The organism is Pseudoxanthomonas sp. SGNA-20 (assembly GCF_003931635.1).
Classification (GTDB): Bacteria; Pseudomonadota; Gammaproteobacteria; order Xanthomonadales; family Xanthomonadaceae; genus Pseudoxanthomonas.
In genome coordinates this window covers 1-16,219 of sequence record NZ_RRYK01000006.1, presented here as the reverse complement: position 1 = coordinate 16,219, position 16,219 = coordinate 1, and the positions used below count along the sequence as shown (strand labels likewise).

The 16,219-nt window shown below is 71.5% G+C and carries 14 protein-coding genes; 4 read left to right on the top strand and 10 right to left on the bottom strand.

Going from position 1 to position 16,219, the window contains the following annotated elements; all coding sequences use genetic code 11:
- Positions 1 to 5: 5 nt before the first annotated feature.
- Positions 6 to 2,264 carry an LpqB family beta-propeller domain-containing protein gene (locus EIM48_RS11125; RefSeq protein WP_125111668.1) on the bottom strand — a complete coding sequence of 753 codons (2,259 nt, stop codon included), beginning with the start codon at positions 2,262 to 2,264 and terminating at the stop codon, positions 6 to 8.
- A gap of 135 nt (positions 2,265 to 2,399) precedes the next feature.
- Between EIM48_RS11125 and EIM48_RS11120 the strand changes: the two genes are divergently transcribed.
- Positions 2,400 to 3,854: a PQQ-dependent sugar dehydrogenase gene (locus EIM48_RS11120; protein ID WP_158675208.1), complete on the top strand. Its 1,455-nt coding sequence runs from the start codon at positions 2,400 to 2,402 to the stop codon at positions 3,852 to 3,854.
- Positions 3,855 to 3,917: 63 nt separating this feature from the next.
- On the opposite strand, the gene EIM48_RS11115 is transcribed toward EIM48_RS11120, so the two are convergent.
- The 4 genes from EIM48_RS11115 to gntA are packed head-to-tail and all read right to left on the bottom strand — an operon-like array spanning position 3,918 to position 6,341.
- Positions 3,918 to 4,358 carry a DNA methylase gene (locus EIM48_RS11115; protein WP_028915000.1) on the bottom strand — a complete coding sequence of 147 codons (441 nt, stop codon included), beginning with the start codon at positions 4,356 to 4,358 and terminating at the stop codon, positions 3,918 to 3,920.
- A 26-nt stretch (positions 4,359 to 4,384) separates the two neighbouring features.
- Positions 4,385 to 4,963, bottom strand: a complete 579-nt coding sequence (locus EIM48_RS11110; protein WP_083852364.1) for a DUF6151 family protein — start codon at positions 4,961 to 4,963, stop codon at positions 4,385 to 4,387.
- Positions 4,964 to 5,022: 59 nt separating this feature from the next.
- Positions 5,023 to 5,637 (bottom strand): urea carboxylase-associated family protein, encoded by a 615-nt coding sequence (locus EIM48_RS11105; protein ID WP_125111666.1) that lies wholly within the window; start codon positions 5,635 to 5,637, stop codon positions 5,023 to 5,025.
- Positions 5,634 to 6,341, bottom strand: a complete 708-nt coding sequence (gene gntA, locus EIM48_RS11100; protein WP_125111665.1) for a guanitoxin biosynthesis heme-dependent pre-guanitoxin N-hydroxylase GntA — start codon at positions 6,339 to 6,341, stop codon at positions 5,634 to 5,636. Before gntA ends, EIM48_RS11105 begins: the two co-directional genes overlap by 4 nt.
- Positions 6,342 to 6,569: 228 nt before the next feature.
- Between gntA and EIM48_RS11095 the strand changes: the two genes are divergently transcribed.
- Positions 6,570 to 7,361 (top strand): alpha/beta fold hydrolase, encoded by a 792-nt coding sequence (locus EIM48_RS11095; protein ID WP_125111664.1) that lies wholly within the window; start codon positions 6,570 to 6,572, stop codon positions 7,359 to 7,361.
- A gap of 100 nt (positions 7,362 to 7,461) precedes the next feature.
- On the opposite strand, the gene EIM48_RS11090 is transcribed toward EIM48_RS11095, so the two are convergent.
- Positions 7,462 to 8,544 carry an amidohydrolase family protein gene (locus EIM48_RS11090; protein ID WP_233581681.1) on the bottom strand — a complete coding sequence of 361 codons (1,083 nt, stop codon included), beginning with the start codon at positions 8,542 to 8,544 and terminating at the stop codon, positions 7,462 to 7,464.
- A 193-nt stretch (positions 8,545 to 8,737) separates the two neighbouring features.
- On the opposite strand from EIM48_RS11090, the gene EIM48_RS11085 reads away from it, so the two are divergent.
- Positions 8,738 to 9,277: a hemerythrin domain-containing protein gene (locus EIM48_RS11085; protein ID WP_125111663.1), complete on the top strand. Its 540-nt coding sequence runs from the start codon at positions 8,738 to 8,740 to the stop codon at positions 9,275 to 9,277.
- 71 nt (positions 9,278 to 9,348) lie between these two features.
- Here the strand turns inward: EIM48_RS11085 and EIM48_RS11080 are convergent, their stop codons facing one another.
- From EIM48_RS11080 to EIM48_RS11065, 4 genes are all read right to left on the bottom strand, one after another.
- On the bottom strand, positions 9,349 to 11,652 hold the full coding sequence (locus EIM48_RS11080; RefSeq protein WP_125111662.1) for a hypothetical protein: 2,304 nt from the start codon (positions 11,650 to 11,652) through the stop codon (positions 9,349 to 9,351).
- A 153-nt stretch (positions 11,653 to 11,805) separates the two neighbouring features.
- Complete coding sequence (locus EIM48_RS11075; RefSeq protein WP_233581680.1) at positions 11,806 to 12,693, bottom strand: DUF4344 domain-containing metallopeptidase; 888 nt, start codon at positions 12,691 to 12,693, stop codon at positions 11,806 to 11,808.
- Between the two features lie 121 nt (positions 12,694 to 12,814).
- Positions 12,815 to 13,315, bottom strand: a complete 501-nt coding sequence (locus tag EIM48_RS11070; protein ID WP_125111660.1) for a hypothetical protein — start codon at positions 13,313 to 13,315, stop codon at positions 12,815 to 12,817.
- 218 nt (positions 13,316 to 13,533) lie between these two features.
- The gene (locus EIM48_RS11065) at positions 13,534 to 14,667 is read right to left on the bottom strand and encodes a DUF5694 domain-containing protein (protein ID WP_125111659.1); all 1,134 of its coding nucleotides are present in this window, start codon (positions 14,665 to 14,667) and stop codon (positions 13,534 to 13,536) included.
- A gap of 159 nt (positions 14,668 to 14,826) precedes the next feature.
- On the opposite strand from EIM48_RS11065, the gene EIM48_RS11060 reads away from it, so the two are divergent.
- The coding region (locus tag EIM48_RS11060; protein WP_125111658.1) for a DEAD/DEAH box helicase family protein at positions 14,827 to 16,219 on the top strand (1,393 nt) is incomplete at its 3' end.

Sequence of the window (16,219 nt, the reverse complement as noted above, 5' to 3'; positions counted from 1 at the left end):
GTCGATCACGGTCCGGCCCGCCGCTCGCTCCCCGACTTCCGCAACACCGCCATGCGCAGGTCGCTCTCGTGTGCCAGCGGTTCGGAGTACAGCAGCCGCCGCTGGTCGGGCGAGACCTGGAAACCCCAGCCCTCGAAACCGGGCTGCAACACCAGCAGGTCGCGGCGCGTACGGCTGTCCGGGTCGAACAGGGCCAGCCGCGGCGGACCTTGCTGCGGACGGCGCACGTAATGGATGCCCGCCGCGGCCGGGACCCAGCGGTCGACGTCGCCAGCGTCCAGGTCCACATCCAGGCGCGTGGCCGGCGGCGGCGCCTGGCGCGCCCAGTCCAGCCGCGGCATGCGCCAGATCCCGCCGGTATCCGGCCGCGCATACAACAGCCAGCGGCCGTCGGCCGATTCGCGCGGCCGCTCGCCGGGGCCGTCGCCGAGCGCCACCGGTTCGCCGCCGTCCAGGGACTGGGCCATGACCCGCCACTGCCCATCGTGGTTGGACTCGTAGTACAGCCAGCGGCCATCGCGCGACCAGGCCGGATGCCGCGCATCGCGCGCGCCGGTGGTGACCCGCCGCGGCGGGCCGCCGTCGGGCGCGACCAGGTAGATCGCGCTGGTGCCGTCCGGGCTTGCATCGAACGCGATCCAGCGCCCGTCCGGCGACCACGCCGGATTGTCGATGAAGGCGCCGCCGAAGCCGGCCACCTGCACCGCCTCGCGGCCATCGCTGCGGCTGACCCAGATCGCATGCGGGCCGCCGCGGTTGGAACTGAAGGCGATGCGCTGCCCGTCTGGCGACCACGCCGGGCTGGAATCCCAGCGCGTGCTGCGCAGGAACGGGCCGGCGTCCACCGGGCTGCGGCTCTCCAGGTCCACCAGGCGCAGCTGCGAGCGGTGCGCCCAGTGCTCGAACACGATCGCCTCCACCCCGGCCGCGGTCGCCGGCTGCTGCACCACCTCGTTGCCCAGCGCCAGCTGGCGCAGGTCGCTGCCGTCGGGGGCGGCCGACCACAGCGCATACATGCCCGAGCGGGTGGAGGTGAACAGCAGGCGGCGGCCGTCCGGCGACCAGGCCACGCCGTTGAGCTTGCGGTTGTCGAAGGTCAGGCGCGTGGCCGCGCCGCCGTCCAGGCCAGTGCGGTACAGGTCGCGGGTGACCTCGTTGGTCGCGCGCACGAACACCAGGTAGCTGCCGTCAGGGGCGAAGCGCGGGTCGAGGTCGCCGAGGGTGCCGCCGGGCGGTTCTGTAAGCACGCGCCGCTCGCTGCCGTCGATGGCCGCCAGCACGATCCGGTACGGCGCGTCGGCGGCCGCGCGCGCGGCATAGGCCAGCCAGCGTCCGTCCGGCGAGATCGCCATGCCGCGCACGGCCTGTACCTGCGGATCGGCCAGCACCCGGGTGGAGGCGCCGCCGAGCGCGGCGACGCGCATGACCGCCAGGCCATCCGCGTCCACCCGCGCGTACAGCAGGCCGCGGCCGTCCGGCAGCCACAGCGGATAGTGCTCGTCGCCCGGGCTGCGGCTGAGGTTGAGCGTGTCCTCGGCACCCACCGTCTTCACGTAGACGTCCAGCCCGCCCGCGCCGCCGCCGTCCCAGACGAAGGCCACGCGGCTGCCGTCCGGCGACAGCGCCGGCTCCACCTCGCGGCCGACGTAGCTGGTCAACGGCTGCACCTCCCATTGCGCGTCCACCGCATCGCCCGCCACCGGCCCGTCGCGCCAGGCCAGCCAGGCCACCACCGCCGCGGCCGCCAGCAGCAACGGCAGCAGGTACCACGCCCGGGCCGGCGCCCCCGCCCTGCCGGTGGCGGGCGCAGCTGGCGCGGGCTGCGCCGGCGCCTTGGCCGGGCCGGGCGCCGGGGCCGGCCGCGGGTCGGGCACCGCCATCGCCACCCGTGCCGGCGCGATGGGCGCGAGCAGGCGGTAGCCGCCCTTGCGTATGGTTTCGATGTAGCGGGGGCTGCGCGGGTCGTCGCCGAAGATCCGCCGCAGCTCGGAAACGGCGCGGTTGAGCAGGTAGTCGTCGCCGAGCGTGCCGGCCCAGACCGTGTCCAGGAACTCCTCGCGGCCGACCACGTGGCCCGGGCGCGCCGCCATCAGCAGCAGCACCTGCATCACCTTGGGCTCGACCTGGTGGACCTGGCCGCGCACGGTGATGCGGTTGAGGCTGGGCTGGACCAGGGCTTCGCCGGCAGTGAAGTCCGCGCCGGCGCCGGCCCCGCCCGCCACAGCCGCGTCCTCGATCCTGCCGATGGCCCTGTACTCGCTCACGGTCTCCCGTTCCGGCCGGCGCCTGCATCGAATCTATAGCAAAACCGCAGCTTCCCTCCATTTGCCCGTGGCGGTCGCGGCGCTTCCATCGGCGCAGGCGGCACGACGCCGCGCTGCCTGCAAGGGAGGATGTCCATGCACCGTTACCGTCTCCTGTATGTCCTGGCCGCTCTCTTTGCGCTGCTGCCCGGCCCTGCCCGGGCCCAGGCCGCGGATGGGGCCACCCTGTTCCAGCGCAACTGCGCCGGCTGCCACGGCCCCAACCGCGAAGGCACCAGCCTCGGGCCGCCGCTGTCGCCGGCCACCTACCGCTACGGCGGCACCCGCGGCGACATCGAGCGCATCATCCGCCGCGGCATCCCGTCCCAGGGCATGCCGGCCTTCGGCGGCACCCTCGGCGAAGCGGAAATCAACGCCCTGGCCGATTTCCTGCCCACCCGCGCCACCACGCCGGAAGAGGAGGCACCGCCGCAGCCACGCCAGTCCGATCCGGTGCCCGGCGTGGTCGAAACCCTGGACTACGCGGTGCGCGCCGAAGTGTTCGTCGATGGCCTGCAGACCGTCTGGTCCATGGCCTTCATCGACCGCGACACCGCCCTGGTGGTAGAGCGCGCCGGCCGCCTGCGCGTGGTGCGCAATGGCGTGCTGGACCCGCGCCCGGTCGCCGGCACCCCGCAGGTGTATTCCAGCAGCCACCGCTGGAACCAGGGCGGCCTGCTCGACGTGGCCCTGGACCCGGACTACGCACGCAACGGCTGGATCTACCTCAGCTACAGCCATGCACTCAATCCCGGCGCGCCGGAGGAGGAGATCCGGGCCATGACCCGGGTGGTGCGCGGGCGCATCCGCGACCACGCCTGGGTCGACGAGGAGGTGGTGTTCCAGGCCGACGAATCCAGCTACGACGCCCATGCCTGGCACTACTCCGGGCGCCTGCTGTTCGATTCCACCGGCCACCTGATCATGCCGGTGGGCGACCGCGGCACCCCGGAGCGGGCGCGCGACCCGGCCGATCCGGCCGGCAAGATGCACCGCATGCGCGGCGACGGCACCCCGGCCGGGCATCCGTTCGGGCGCGAGGGCGTGCTGCCGACGATCTACAGCATCGGCCACCGCAACGCCCAGGGCCTGGCGCTGGATCCCGAAACCGGGCGTATCTGGGCCACCGAGCACGGCCCGCGCGGCGGCGACGAGCTCAACGTCATCCGCGCCGGCGGCGACTACGGCTGGCCGGTGGTGACCTACGGCATCAACTACGACGGCAACGAGATCACCCCGCACACCCGCGCCAAAGGCGTGGAGCAGCCGCGCCACTACTGGCGGCCCTCGATCGCCACCGCAGGCCTGGCCTTCTACCGCGGCGACGAGTTCCCGCTGTGGAACGGCAAGCTGCTGGTCGGCACCCTCGGCCGCCGCGAGCTGCGCCTGCTGACCCTGGACGGGGACCGGGTGCTGCACGAGGAGGTCATCTTCCGCAGCCCGGGCCGGATCTACGAACCGGTGGTGGGACCGGACGGCGCGATCTACCTGTGCACCGACGACCCGGGCCAGATCATCCGCCTGACCGCCGCCGCGCAGCGGCGGATCTGAGCCGCGGCGCCACCACCCGGCCACGAACGCCATTGGTGGACGTGCACGCGGCGGGGCCGGCGCTCATCCCTCCCCGAACAGCGCCGGCCCCGCCTCGCGCATGAAGATGCGCAGGGTGACCGGGCCCACGCCGCGGAATTCCAGCAGGCGCCGTTCGAACTCGGCGCGGTCGCCGGCCGCCGCGTGCACGCCGAGGATGCCGCCGCCGTAGTCGTCCAGCAGGGTGCGGCACAGCTGCGCCAGGCGGCTGGCGGTGGACTCGTCGTAGCGCCGGTAGCCGCCCTCGCCCAGCATCCGTACCAGCTGCGCGTGGCTGCACGCGCACAGCCGGGCGGGCGTGTCGCAGCCGTGTTCGCGCACGATCACCTGCCAGGTGCGCGCGGCCGCGGCGTGGCTGATCCGGTTGCCAAACAGGAACGCCGCCAGGAACCAGGCGAACAGCGAAGCCTCGTCGCCGGGCCTGACCTCGAAGCCGAGGTCGCGCGGCAGCAGTTCGCGGTGCATGGCTCCTCCGGCGCGCGGATGTGCGCCTACCGTACCGCTTCGGCGGCCGGCGGCGGGCTGATCCGCTCCGGCACGCGCAGCGGCTGCCCGGCATCGTCGAAGAACGGCGAGCGGCGCACGCCGCGCAAGCGGCCCCCGATGATGCGCGAGCCGACCTGGACCACGGCGCCGGCCAGCGCCAGCGGGGTGGCACGTACCGGCCCGGTAGCCGACTTGTGGTTGGCCACCACGCGCCCCGGCGGCCCGGCCAGTGCCTGCACCTCGGCCGGCGAGACCACCGCGGTCGCCAGCACGCCCGCGTACTGCACCTTCGGGTCGGCTGCGGTATTGGCCAGCGGCGAGCGGCAGCAGGCCGCGTACCAGCGCAGCACGCGCCCGCTGAAGGTGGCGCAGCGCAGCTGCTCCAGTCCGCGGGTGAAGCGCATCCGCGCCGGCACCACGGCCAGCACGTCCGAGCCACCGCGGTCGTCCACCAGGCCCGGTCCACCGAGCCAGCGCGCCCAGGCCTGGCAGTCCCTGCAGTAGCAGGTCAGGCGCGCGTACACGCCAGACGGTTCGATCTCCCCCTGCACCGTTCCGCAACGGCACTGGATCCGGACAGTCATTCCCTGGCCCTCCGTCGAACTTGCCCCGGCACGGGGCCGGCCCATTCTGGCCCGGCCGATCAGCCTGCGCTGCGATCCCGCGCACGTTCCACGCGGAAGTCGATCGGCTTGTAGCGGAAGTTGTTGGACTGTCCGGCCGAGCAGGCGGTCATCGCCACCACCAGCGGCATTTCCACACGCAGGCGTACGTGGTCGCCAGGCTTGCTCAGCGGCGGCAGCACCGCGATCCGGCCGTCGGCCTCCACCGCCACGTGCATGAAGATGTTGAATGCCACCGGCACCCGGTCGCGGCTGACGCCCCAGGGCGCCAGCGCCCGCGCCAGGTTGCCCTCGCAGCCCGGGCGGCCTTCCGCCTCGCCGTAGAGCTTCTCGAACATTTCCTTCGAGCACGGAGTGAGGGTGAAGTCGTGGCGGCCGCAGGTGTCCTCGAGGATGGTGAACATCGGCCGGCTGCGGTTGGAGTACAGCACGTCGCCGGTGCTCAGCCACAGCCGGGAGGCGTAGTCGATGCTGCGCCCGGAAGAGAGGTACTCGTCCAGGTCCTCGCGGCAGAACGCGGTCAGGTCGCTGACCTGCTGGCCCATCGGATCGATCACCACCAGCTCGTCGCCGGCGTCCAGCTCCACCGCATGGCCGGAGCACGGCGGGATGCGGATGGTCTCGCCCGCCGTCATCGCGGCTTCCTCGCGTGGAAGGGACAGGTCCAGTCCGCCTCGACCTTGCGGCCGCTGTACTGGCGGGTTTCCGGCGCGCTGCCGAAATCGGCCAGGTTGGGATTGATGCTGCCCTGCAGCGCGGTATCGCGCTTGCGCGTGGCCGCCTGCATCTTGGCGTAGCGCCCGTCGGCGCGCAGGCGGTCGAACTGGCGGTGCGAGTTGAATACCAGCACCGGCACTTCGAAGCGGCGCGCGATGCGCGAGGCGCCCGGGTGCAGGCCGATCACGAAGAACGGATGCGTGCCCAGGCTGAGGCTGAAACGCGGGTCGTCCGGGTCGCGGCTGACGTCCGCGGCCCAGGGCGTGCCGCGGCGCGCGTCCAGGTCGTGCAGGTGCTGCAGCTGCGACCACAGCATGGCCTCGAAGCGGCGCTCGTCGGTGTCGCAGGGGCCGTCGAACAGGGCGACGAAGGAACGCACCGTGGTGTCGTCCGGATCCATCGCGTCGATGCCGCGGGCGAAGGCCACCAGCGCGTCCAGCAGCGGCGCGTCGTTGCGGCGGTCGCCCAGCCGGCCGAACTCGCGCGGTTCGATCGCGCCGCGCGCCAGCGCCGCCTTGGAACCCACGCAGGGGAAGGCGGGATCGTCGATGAAGGCAAGGAAGCGTTCGGAGAGTCCGCCGCGGGCGGGGCGGACGGTGGGCTGGGTCGCTGCGGTATTCATGGCGACGCACCCTATCGGCGCGGCGCGGACGGCAGCGTGTAATCGGCACGCCGGGCCGATCCGCGGTCAGAGCCCGTTGGGGAGCATGACGGGCGCGCGAAGCCGGCCGCTGCGATCCAGGCTTTGCTATCCCACGATTCCAATCCGCGATGGCGACCGGTGTCGGCCCGCTTGTGGCCCGCGTGGCATGGCAAGCTTCGCCGGCCTTTCCACTCCGGAGCCCGATCGATGGCGACACCGTTCCGCCGCATCCTTGCCCTGCTCTGCAGCCTGCCCCTGCTTGCCGCCCTCGCCGCGCCCGCGCTGGCCGCCGACGGCAAGAAGACCTTCGTGATGGTCCACGGCGCCACGGCCGGCGGCTGGGAATGGAAGCGCACCGCCCGCTTCCTGACCGACGAAGGCCATACCGTCTACCGCGTGACCCTCACTGGCCTGGGCGAGCGCGAGCACCTCAACAGCACCGAGGTGGACCTGGAGACCCACATCAACGACGTGGTCAACACCATCCTGTTCGAGGACCTGCACGACGTGGTCCTCACCGGGCACAGCTACGGCGGCATGGTGGTCACCGGGGTGATGGACCGCATTCCCGAGCGCCTGGCGCACGTGATCTTCCTGGACGCGGCGGTGCCGGAGGACGGGCAGTCGTTGTGGGACATCTTCGGGGCCAACCAGCCGCTGCCGCCGGACCGCTTCAAGGACGGCTTCATGCAGGTGCCGTGGGTCAAGCCCGGCGACAAGCCGCCGTACAGCGTCAAGCACTCGATCAAGTGCTTCAGCCAGCCGGTGTCCTTCCGCAACCCGGCCGCGCGCGCCCTGCCGGCGACCTACGTCGCCTTCGTGCCGGAGGGCCAGACCCTGGAGGAGCGCGCGAAGATGGACCGCGGCTGGCAGCGCGCCCAGGAGCGCGGCTGGGGCATCCGCACCTTCCCCGGCGGCCACGTCGCCCAGCAGGAGGATCCGCAGGGCGTGGCCAGGCTGATCGCCGAGATTGCCGAAGGCAGGCCGGCCTCAAAGTGACCCGGCGCGAAGCCCTCTCCGGCAGGTGCGGGGAGGGCTTCGTCCATGGCAAGCGCCCGCGCGGGCGCCCTGCCCGCATCGGCGCGGCTGGCGGGATCGCTCAGTCCGCGCGGTGGATCAGCTCGCCGGCGCGCAGGGTGTATGCCACGTCGGCCAGCGCCTCCACGCCCTGCTCCGGGTCCGCCCCCAGCACCACCAGGTCGGCCGCGAAACCCCGCGCGATGCGCCCGCGCGTGTCGGCCTCGCCGAACATGCGCGCCGGCGCGGTGGTGAGGCTGGCCAGCACCTGGCGCCAGTCGAGCCCGGCCGCGGCCAGCAGCTGCAGTTCGCGGGTGGTATCGAAGTCCTCGATGTAGCCAGCATCGGTGCCGAACAGCACCTGGCCGCCGGCGGCCTGCAACGCCGCCACCTGCGCCTCCGCATTGCCGACCAAGCGCTGGACGACCGGCTCCGGCACCTGCTCGCGGCGGATTTCCAGCTCGAACATGGCCAGGGTCGGCACCAGGGCCACGCCTTCGGCGACCAGGCGCTGCACCGTCGCCGCATCCCACGGGCCGGATGCCGGCGTGGCATGGGCCAGCACATCGGCCCCGGCCTGCAGGGCCACGACCAGGCCGCCGGCATCGGTGGCATGGGCGAACACCGGCTGCCCGCGGTCACGGGCGACCTTGCCGATCGCACTGGCCACCGCGGCATCCATCAGGCGCACACCCTCGCTGCCGCCGACGATGGAGCCGGTGAACAGCTTCACCCCGCGCGCGCCCTGCGCCAGCTGCTCGCCCGCGCGGTTGCGACCGGCCTCGGCATCAACCACTTCCGCCACGTCGCCTTCGATGCCGAGGTCGTGGCCGCGGACATAGATCGGCGTGCCTCCCGCCGGGAAGAACGGCACGCCGGTGCTCAGCACCCGCGGACCAGTGACCTCGCCGGCCTCGATCCGGCGCACCAGCGCCTGGGCCTCGCCCGGTGCCGAGGCCAGGTCATAGACCGTGGTGAAACCCCATTGCCCGTACTGCTCGCGCAGGGTGGACTCAAGCTTCGCGGCCGGGGCCTTGCCGACATTGCGGTAGGCCGGCCCCAGCAGGTGCGCATGGCTGTTCCAGAACCCGGCCACCACCACCTTGCCGCTGGCATCCAGCGTCCGCGTGCCTGCGGGGGATGGCGACCTCGCCAGCGCGGCCAACCGCCTCGATCCGGCCATCGCTGACCAGGACCACCGCGTTCTCGATCGGCGCCTCGTATGGCGAAGGCTGGAGCCGCCCGCCGACGATGGCCAGGTCGGCCGCGTCCGCCGGCGTGGCAAGGGCCATCAGGCCTGCCGCCAGCAGGCAATGGATTCCGTTCCTGCACATGCTGATCTCTCCTGTCAGGCCGCAATGGCAGCGGCGACCCACAACATCCTCCGCACCCTCAAGGCCGAGCACGACGAGCTGCGCGCCCTGTTCGAACAGATGGAGCAGACCAGCGACCGCGCCGGCAGGAAGCGCACCGAGCTGCTGGGGAAGATCGAGGCCAACCTGATGCCCCACGCCAAGTGGGAGGAGACCGTGTTCTATCCGGCCTTCGCCGAGCGCGCCAACCGCGAGGGCCTGAAGATCCATGCCGAGGCCGTCGAGGAACACCGCGCGGTCGAGAAGACCGTGATCCCGGACGTGCACGCCGCCGACGTCACCACGCCGCAGTTCGCCGGCCGGGTGAAGGTGTTCGGCGAGCTGATCGACCACCACGCCAGGGACGAGGAGAAGGAGATGTTCGCCATGGCGCGCAAGCTCTTCACCGCGCAGGAGCTGGCCGAATTCGACGAGGCCTACGAGGAATGGAAAGCCTCCAGTGCCTCGACCCTGGTCTCGGCGGTGGCCGGGGCCAAGACCGGGATGAAGGCCGCCGTGCGCAAGGTGACCCGCAGGGCGCAGTAAAGCCGACCCGCAGTGCGCCGGGGCAACCCGGCGCCGTACCTGCTTCGCGTTTTCGTCCAGCCTGGCCCGGCTCAGGGCGTCGCCAGCGGCTCCTTGCTGTCGCTGTACCTCACCGAGCGGAACACCCCGCCGCCGTTGGCACTGCAAAGCCCCGGCTCCCAGGTGGCATGCGGTGCCAGGCCATACCGTACCTGGCAGTCCCAGCCCCCGGCGGTCATGAAGCACATGCGCACGTCGACCGGCGCGCCGCATTCATTGGAGACGATGCCCTTCAGGCCGCTGGTACTGCCGCACTGGTGCGGTGATGTCACGGGCTGTCCTACGCAGGCATCGGCGCGCTCGCGGGTCGAGGCCTGTGCCGACGCCGACGCCGAGGCCGACGCCGCGGCGCCAGGAGTGCCTGCGGCATTGGCGGCGTACGCCTGCGCCTGGCTTGCGGCCTGCCGCGCCTGCAGGGCCTGGCGCTCGCGTTCCCGCGCCTGGCGCGCCAGCTCCTCCTGGCGCATCACCTCGCGCGCGTGTGCGGCATCACGCGCGGCACGGGCGTTGGCTTCGGCTGCCGCCTGCTGGGCACGCTGCTCGGCTGCGCGCCGGTTGACGTCGGCATAGGTTGCATGGAGGTCCGCGCGCGACTGCGCCTCGCGCGCCTTGGCCCCGTCCACCGCACGTTCCAGCGCCAGCCAGGCAGCGGAAGGCTGCGCCGGCTGGTTCCATTCGGCTTCCGCCGCCGCCTCGGCCGCCCAGCGCGCCTCGCGTGCCGCCGCTTCCGCCTGCGCCTGCCGCAGCTCTGCCATCCACTGCTGGTCCCTGGCCTGCTTGCGCCTGATGGCGTTGGTCATCGTCACCGAGACCTCGCCGTTCGGCATCCACTGGAACTGGCGCCGGGTGTCGGTGGTCAGGACCAGGGTGTGCGCGGTGACGACAACCCTGCGGCTGTGGGCGATGGCCTGGGCCGGGGTCACACCCTGGCCTGGCAGCGTGCGCACGTTCCAGGTCTGGCCATCGAAGGCCTCCACGTACTCGCGGATGTCCGGCTGACCGGGCCCCTTGACGGTCCAGGTCCCGGTCGCATCGTCGAACACCACCGTGGTGAGCTGCTCGGTGAACGCGCTCCCGTAGCCGAGGGAGGCGTACCTGGACCGGAAGCCGCCCGTAGTCTCGCTGACCTGGATGGCCGCTTCGCCATTGGGCAGCAGCCATTGCCCGGGTTCCACCGCGTTCCTTTCGGAGTTGACCAGCGCTTGCCAGTAACCCCGGTTCAAGGCGTTCTGCGCCGCCAGCGCCTCGCCCTCCAGCACCGGCATGGGAGGCAAGTCGTAGTGCACCGTGCGGGACACCGACATGGGCTCATCGCCCCACAGCCCGACGTCGAGGTTCTCCCGTATCACCAGCAGCCCGTCGGCACGGGCGACAAGGCGGAGACGTACCCCGTAACCGGAGAACGCTCCCGAATACGAAGACAGCCGCAACTGGTCGTTGCCGAACCAGTGCGCATTCAACAGGCGCTTGTAGCCGAAGGCCGATTCCAGCATCTGGAGCTTGTCACCTTTCCGGCCGGCTGCCGCCAGCACGTAGCGTCCGAGCGACTGCCCGTCCTGGTCCCATAGCTCGATGACCAGGTGCCCGCCTTCCCGCCGCAGCTGCACGGCACCCTTGCCGTCGGCGGCCAGCAGCCTGTTGCCGATGAACCGCTCCAGTTCGCGCATCGCCGGGCCCGGGCCGGGGGCTGCCGCGGCAACCCCTGAAGAATCCGCCACTTCGTCTGCCGCCTCGTCCGGCAATGCCGCGGCCAGCCCTTCTGCCGGAAGCCGGGGCTGCGTGGCGCTGTCCTCGTTGCCTGCCGTGCCGGCCTCGGCCACCGCGACGGCATCCTGCCCGGTTCCGCCGTCGGCCTCGAAGAAGAAACGGTTGTAGCGCGTGGCCGGCTCGACCGACACAGGCCGCCCATCCTTCACCTTGGCACGGCGGATTTCCCACTGCCCTGCATCGTTGAAGCCGGCAAGGTAGGTGAACTTGAGCAGGCCGACGCCGACGAACAGCACCTGCCCGTCTTCCTGCACCGTGCCCCGCCACTGCTTGCCACCCATGTAGGAGCCGGTGAGCAGCAGGGTTCCGGGTGCGGTATCAGGGCGGATGCGGTCGCTGTGCGCGACCCGGCCATCGCCCGGGTTCACGTACTCCTGGACCAGCTCCTCGCCTTCCCTGGCCCAGTACCAGCGCAGGCGGTAGCCGTCCGGCCCAGCGGCCGCGGTACGGCCTGGCAGTGATGCGTACTGGCCCCACACCGGGTCCCCTCCTGCCGCCTCCGCCGGGGCGTAACCGCCCAGGCACAGCAGGGCCACGACCAGGATCCGCTTCCAGTCCGTCAGTTGCATGGTGCCCCCCCCAGACGCCCTCCCCAGGCGCTGGCCCAAGATCCATCGGCCGCCTGCCGAGGTCAGACACGGGCAGCCAGATCAGGCTGAATACGGCGCCAGTCCTGGTCGGCCAGGCCGTAGCCCCGAACGCGGCGTCACTGCAGCGCGGACTCAGGACTCCACGTCCGGCATCACCGCCGGCATCGGCCCATCCTGGGTGCGGGTCCGCTCCAGGTAGCGCATGGCCTCCTGGTGGTAGGCCTCGTGTCCCGGCGCCAGGTGCGGCACCAGCAGGCGCACCCAGGCGCGGGTTACACGACGGGTCTCGTCCGGGCAGTGCGCGGCACGGGCGGCGGTCAGGTCGCCGGTGTCCACCAGGTGCGCGAAGGCCTGCGGGTCGGTCCCGTAGATCATGCATTGCAGGTTGAAGTAGCGCTGCTCGGCCAGCGCGTGCTCGTCGGCATAGGCTTCCAGGTTGTAGGCGCCGGTGCTGCGCGAAAGCATCCAGTTGGCGGCCAGGCCCAGGTTTTCGGTGACCTGCTCCGGGCTTTCGTCCAGCGCCGCGAAGCGCAGCATCAGGATCGCCGCCAGCTGGTCCACCGCATCCTCCTGGCGGCCGGTGACCGGCAGGTCGAGCAGGTGCACCAGGGCGTGCCCGGTCTCGTGCAGCACGATGAAGCGCACGTTGGCGCGCACGTAGCGCAGCGGGTGTTCCTTGCCCAGGCCCAGGGCCTGCTGGTGCTCCACGCCGCGCTCGTAGAGCGTGCGCAGGGTTTCGTAGCACAGCACCACTTCCGCCCGGTCCGGGCGGTAGAACGCGCCGAACTCGCCGCACTCGGCGGCCACGTAACGCAACGGGCGCGGCAGCGCGAACATGCCGTCGATGGCCTGGATCTCCGGCAGCTGCCGCAGCAGGTCCACCTCGCGCACGCGGCGGTGGATCTGGCGCAGGTCCGGCGAGGCCGGGGCCTCATAGGCGTAAGCGAAGCGCGGCGCCGTAGCCGCCTGCCGACCCGCCGGCGTTTCCTGCCCCGCCATCGCCGGCAGGATCGCGAGCATGCCGGGCATCACGAGGGCCAGGGCGGGAAGGCGGATCCGGAACGGCATCGGGCGCGGTCTCGTGCGGGTCGGGCGGCAAGCGTAGGGGAAGCCGCCGCGTCCTGCACGTCGCGCCGTGCCGTCAGAGCGCGGCCAGCTGCAGTTGCGAAGCGGCCTTCAGCACCACCCGCGGCACGCCATCGCGCAGGCCGACGTGGCCGGATACGCATACCTCGCGCCCCTCCAGCCGGGTCTTGAGCAGGGAGGCAAACGCGTAGCGATGGTCCTCCCAGATCACCGCCTCCAGCCGCTGCCGCGACGGGAACGGCTGGCCCACGCTGATGAAGACCGGCTTGCCGCGCAGGTCGTCGCGCAGCATCACCCGCACCACCGGCCCCTGCAGGGCTACCGTGGTGCCGACGTGGCTGTGCGCCGCCTGCCAGGGCAAGGGGTTGCGGCAGGAACTTCCCTCCGCGGCCGGCGCGCTTCCCTCCGTCGGCGTGGCGGCAGCGACGGTCTGCCCGGCAGCGGGCGCAAGCCGGGGCTCCTGGCCGGTATCGCCCGAAGCCTCCGGGCCCGCGGCCAGGAACACCGCCAGCATGCCCATGCCCAGGACCACCAAGGGCCGGATCCAGGTCCTCATGGCGATCGCCCCCGATGCTCCGGCGTTGCGCCAGGCCAGTCACGGGTCGCCCCGCGGTCACGCATCGACCCGCCCCGGTCGCGGGCAAGCCATCGATCCCGTTCCACGATGTCCCCCTCTGTCCCACAGGACAAGGTAGCGAATGTAACAGCCAAACCGCGATTGGCGTCACATTGCCCGACCAGCGGGCGAAGAACGGGATAACCGGCCTGCAGGGCTCAGCGGGCCCCTCCCCTGGCCTCCAGATCCGCCAGCTGCACCAGCGAGATTCCAAGATGAGGCGCCAGGGCGCGGTCCACGAAGGCCTTGTGCGAGGCCCCGACCAGCAGCATCACCCGCTCCGGCCGCGGCGACGCCGCCACGTCGAGCACATTGGCCGCCATGCGCTGGTTGCGCAGTTCCCACATGGCGTAACAGAAACGGTGCACGCCATCGGCGCGGTCCTGCACCAGCCACCCGTGCCACTGCATGGCGTCGTCCCGCTGCACGGCTTCGCTGTTGAGCTGGCGCAGCAGCGCAAGCATGTCGTGGCTTTCCGCCGCCTGGTCGAAGAGGTGCTGCATGCGCCGGGCCGCCGGCGTCGCCCGCCACTCCTCGCCCCAGGCCTGGCGCGAGGCTTCCTCCAGCGCCGTCTCCGGGAGCGCCAACGTCCGCACGGCTTCGTACTGGCTATCCACCGGATCCAGCCGCTGCAGGGCCAGTCGCCGCGCCAGCGGCATGGCCAAGGCCGCGATCTCGTCGCTGGCCGCCAGCCTCTGGTCCAGGGCCTGCCGGGTGGGCTCCGGCACGACCTGCGCCCTGGCCCTCGCTTCGGGAGACAGGTAGGACCACTGCAGTGCCGCCGAATCGAACTCGTAGGCCGCCAGCAGCAGGCCCACCAGTTCCACCCGCGCCGGCTCGGCCAATCCGCCCGCATCCGCCAGCAGCGCCTCGGCCTTCGACCGGGCCATGGCGCGGTCCACGCCCAACGCCTGCTGCATGGCACGGCCGTGGGTGACGATCGGCCCGGCAAACTGGTCCAGCACCTGCTGCGCACCGCGATCATGCGCAGCGCGCTCCAGCAGCAGCGCCACCTCGTCCGGCGGCAGCCGCTCCACCGCAATGCGCGTCGGCGCGAACCGCGCCAACAGGTCCAGCACGCCGTCCAGGTGCGCCGGCTGGATCCAATCGATGCCGGCCAGGTGCGCGGTGCCAACCACCAGGACCTCGCTGCGCAGTTCCGGGCGCATAAGCGGTCCCAGCTGCGTTTCCACCGCCGAGCCCGGCGCCACGGGGGGAGCGGCGGACGCCGGCGGCAAGGCCAGCAGCAGGCCGAGCATCAACGGCGGGATGCAGCGTGGGATTCGCTCCATGGTCGCACTCCGTTCGAGTCGGTAGCCGGCACGGTCATCACGAACCTAGCGCCGTGGCCGCCTGGGTCCATGGGGCAAAGGTCACAGGCATGCTCCATCCCATCCGTCCCCCAACGTGGAGCAGGTGATTTCCGCCGCCAAACTGGTAGCCTGGCGCGCATGCCGGGACTGCATCGCGGGCTGTACGAACAACTGGTCACCGAGGCGCTCGAGGACGCCCTTTCCGAGCTCGATGCCCGACACAAGCCCGTACGGGAAGCATTGCATCCGGCGGAGGCGGCCGATCGCATCGCCCTGCATCTGGCGTCGCTGGTGCGCCGGGCCATCGATTCCCTGGACAGCAAGCAACGGGTCCAGGTGGGCACCCGGCTGGCGCGCGAAATCGCCGAGCTGCTGGCCGCCCAAGGTCGCGGGGTGGAAGCGACTGACCGGCTCTCGCCCGCTGGCGACCTGCTCCGGGCGGTTGTCGCCTTCCGGCCCGATAGCCAGCCGGAGGAGATCCCGCCGCCAGCCACTCCGCTGCTGGACACGACGCTGCTGACCAATGCCCCGGGCGAGCCCCACATCGGCTTCCAGCTCCGCTCCGAGGTCGCCTCGGCGGACCGCATCGACGTGCTGATGGCGTTCGTGCGCAATACCGGCATCCGTCCGTTGCTGGAGCTCTTGCGCCAGCACGTGGACCAGGGCCGGCCATTGCGGGTTCTGACCACCACCTACACCAATTCCACCGAGCTATCGGCGCTAAAGGCGCTGCGCGACCTCGGTGCGCGGATCAAGGTGTCCTATGACACCTCCAGTACCCGCCTGCATGCCAAGGCCTGGCTGTTCCATCGCCACTCCGGTTTCTCCACGGCCTATATCGGCTCCTCGAACCTGACCCACTCGGCCCAGGTCACGGGCCTGGAATGGAACGTGCGTGTCTCCGGTGCCCGCAATCCGGACGTCATCGACAAGTTCTCGGCCGTGTTCGAGAGCTACTGGCAACATGACGACTTCCGCGACTTCGACCCGGACGAGTTCCAGGAGCTGACCCGGAGCCGGGCGGAAGGCCCGCAGGTCTATCTAAGCCCGGTCGAAATCCGCCCGGAGCCATTCCAGTCGCGGCTGCTGGAGCTGATCGAGCTGTCGCGGCTACAGGGCCACCACCGCAACCTGCTCGTTTCCGCGACGGGCACGGGCAAGACCGTCATGGCCGCGCTGGACTACCAGCGGTTGCGCAAACGCCTGGCAAGATCGCGGCTGCTGTTCGTGGCCCATCGCCAGGAAATCCTGGAACAGAGCCTGGCCACCTTCCGGCATGCGCTGCGCGACCCGGCATTTGGCGAGCTATGGGTCGGCGGCGCACGCCCTGCCCGCTTCGAGCATGTGTTCGCGTCGATCCAGAGCCTGACGGCCAGCGGCTTGCAGCACCTGGCACCCGACCATTTCGACGTGGTGATCATCGACGAGTTCCACCACGCCGCCGCACGCACGTACAGGGAGCTCATCGAGCACCTGGCACCCTTGGAGCTGCTGGGCCTGACCGCCACCCCCGAACGTGGCGACGAAGAGC

Coding starts and splice junctions, on each gene's coding strand:
- EIM48_RS11120 (WP_158675208.1), top strand. CDS start 2,400: ATGCACCGTTACCGTCTCCTGTATGTCCTGGCCGCTCTCTTTGCGCTG.
- EIM48_RS11115 (WP_028915000.1), bottom strand. CDS start 4,358: ATGCACCGCGAACTGCTGCCGCGCGACCTCGGCTTCGAGGTCAGGCCC.
- EIM48_RS11110 (WP_083852364.1), bottom strand. CDS start 4,963: ATGACTGTCCGGATCCAGTGCCGTTGCGGAACGGTGCAGGGGGAGATC.
- EIM48_RS11105 (WP_125111666.1), bottom strand. CDS start 5,637: ATGACGGCGGGCGAGACCATCCGCATCCCGCCGTGCTCCGGCCATGCG.
- gntA (WP_125111665.1), bottom strand. CDS start 6,341: ATGAATACCGCAGCGACCCAGCCCACCGTCCGCCCCGCCCGCGGCGGA.
- EIM48_RS11095 (WP_125111664.1), top strand. CDS start 6,570: ATGGCGACACCGTTCCGCCGCATCCTTGCCCTGCTCTGCAGCCTGCCC.
- EIM48_RS11085 (WP_125111663.1), top strand. CDS start 8,738: ATGGCAGCGGCGACCCACAACATCCTCCGCACCCTCAAGGCCGAGCAC.
- EIM48_RS11080 (WP_125111662.1), bottom strand. CDS start 11,652: ATGCAACTGACGGACTGGAAGCGGATCCTGGTCGTGGCCCTGCTGTGC.
- EIM48_RS11075 (WP_233581680.1), bottom strand. CDS start 12,693: ATGCTCGCGATCCTGCCGGCGATGGCGGGGCAGGAAACGCCGGCGGGT.
- EIM48_RS11070 (WP_125111660.1), bottom strand. CDS start 13,315: ATGAGGACCTGGATCCGGCCCTTGGTGGTCCTGGGCATGGGCATGCTG.
- EIM48_RS11065 (WP_125111659.1), bottom strand. CDS start 14,667: ATGGAGCGAATCCCACGCTGCATCCCGCCGTTGATGCTCGGCCTGCTG.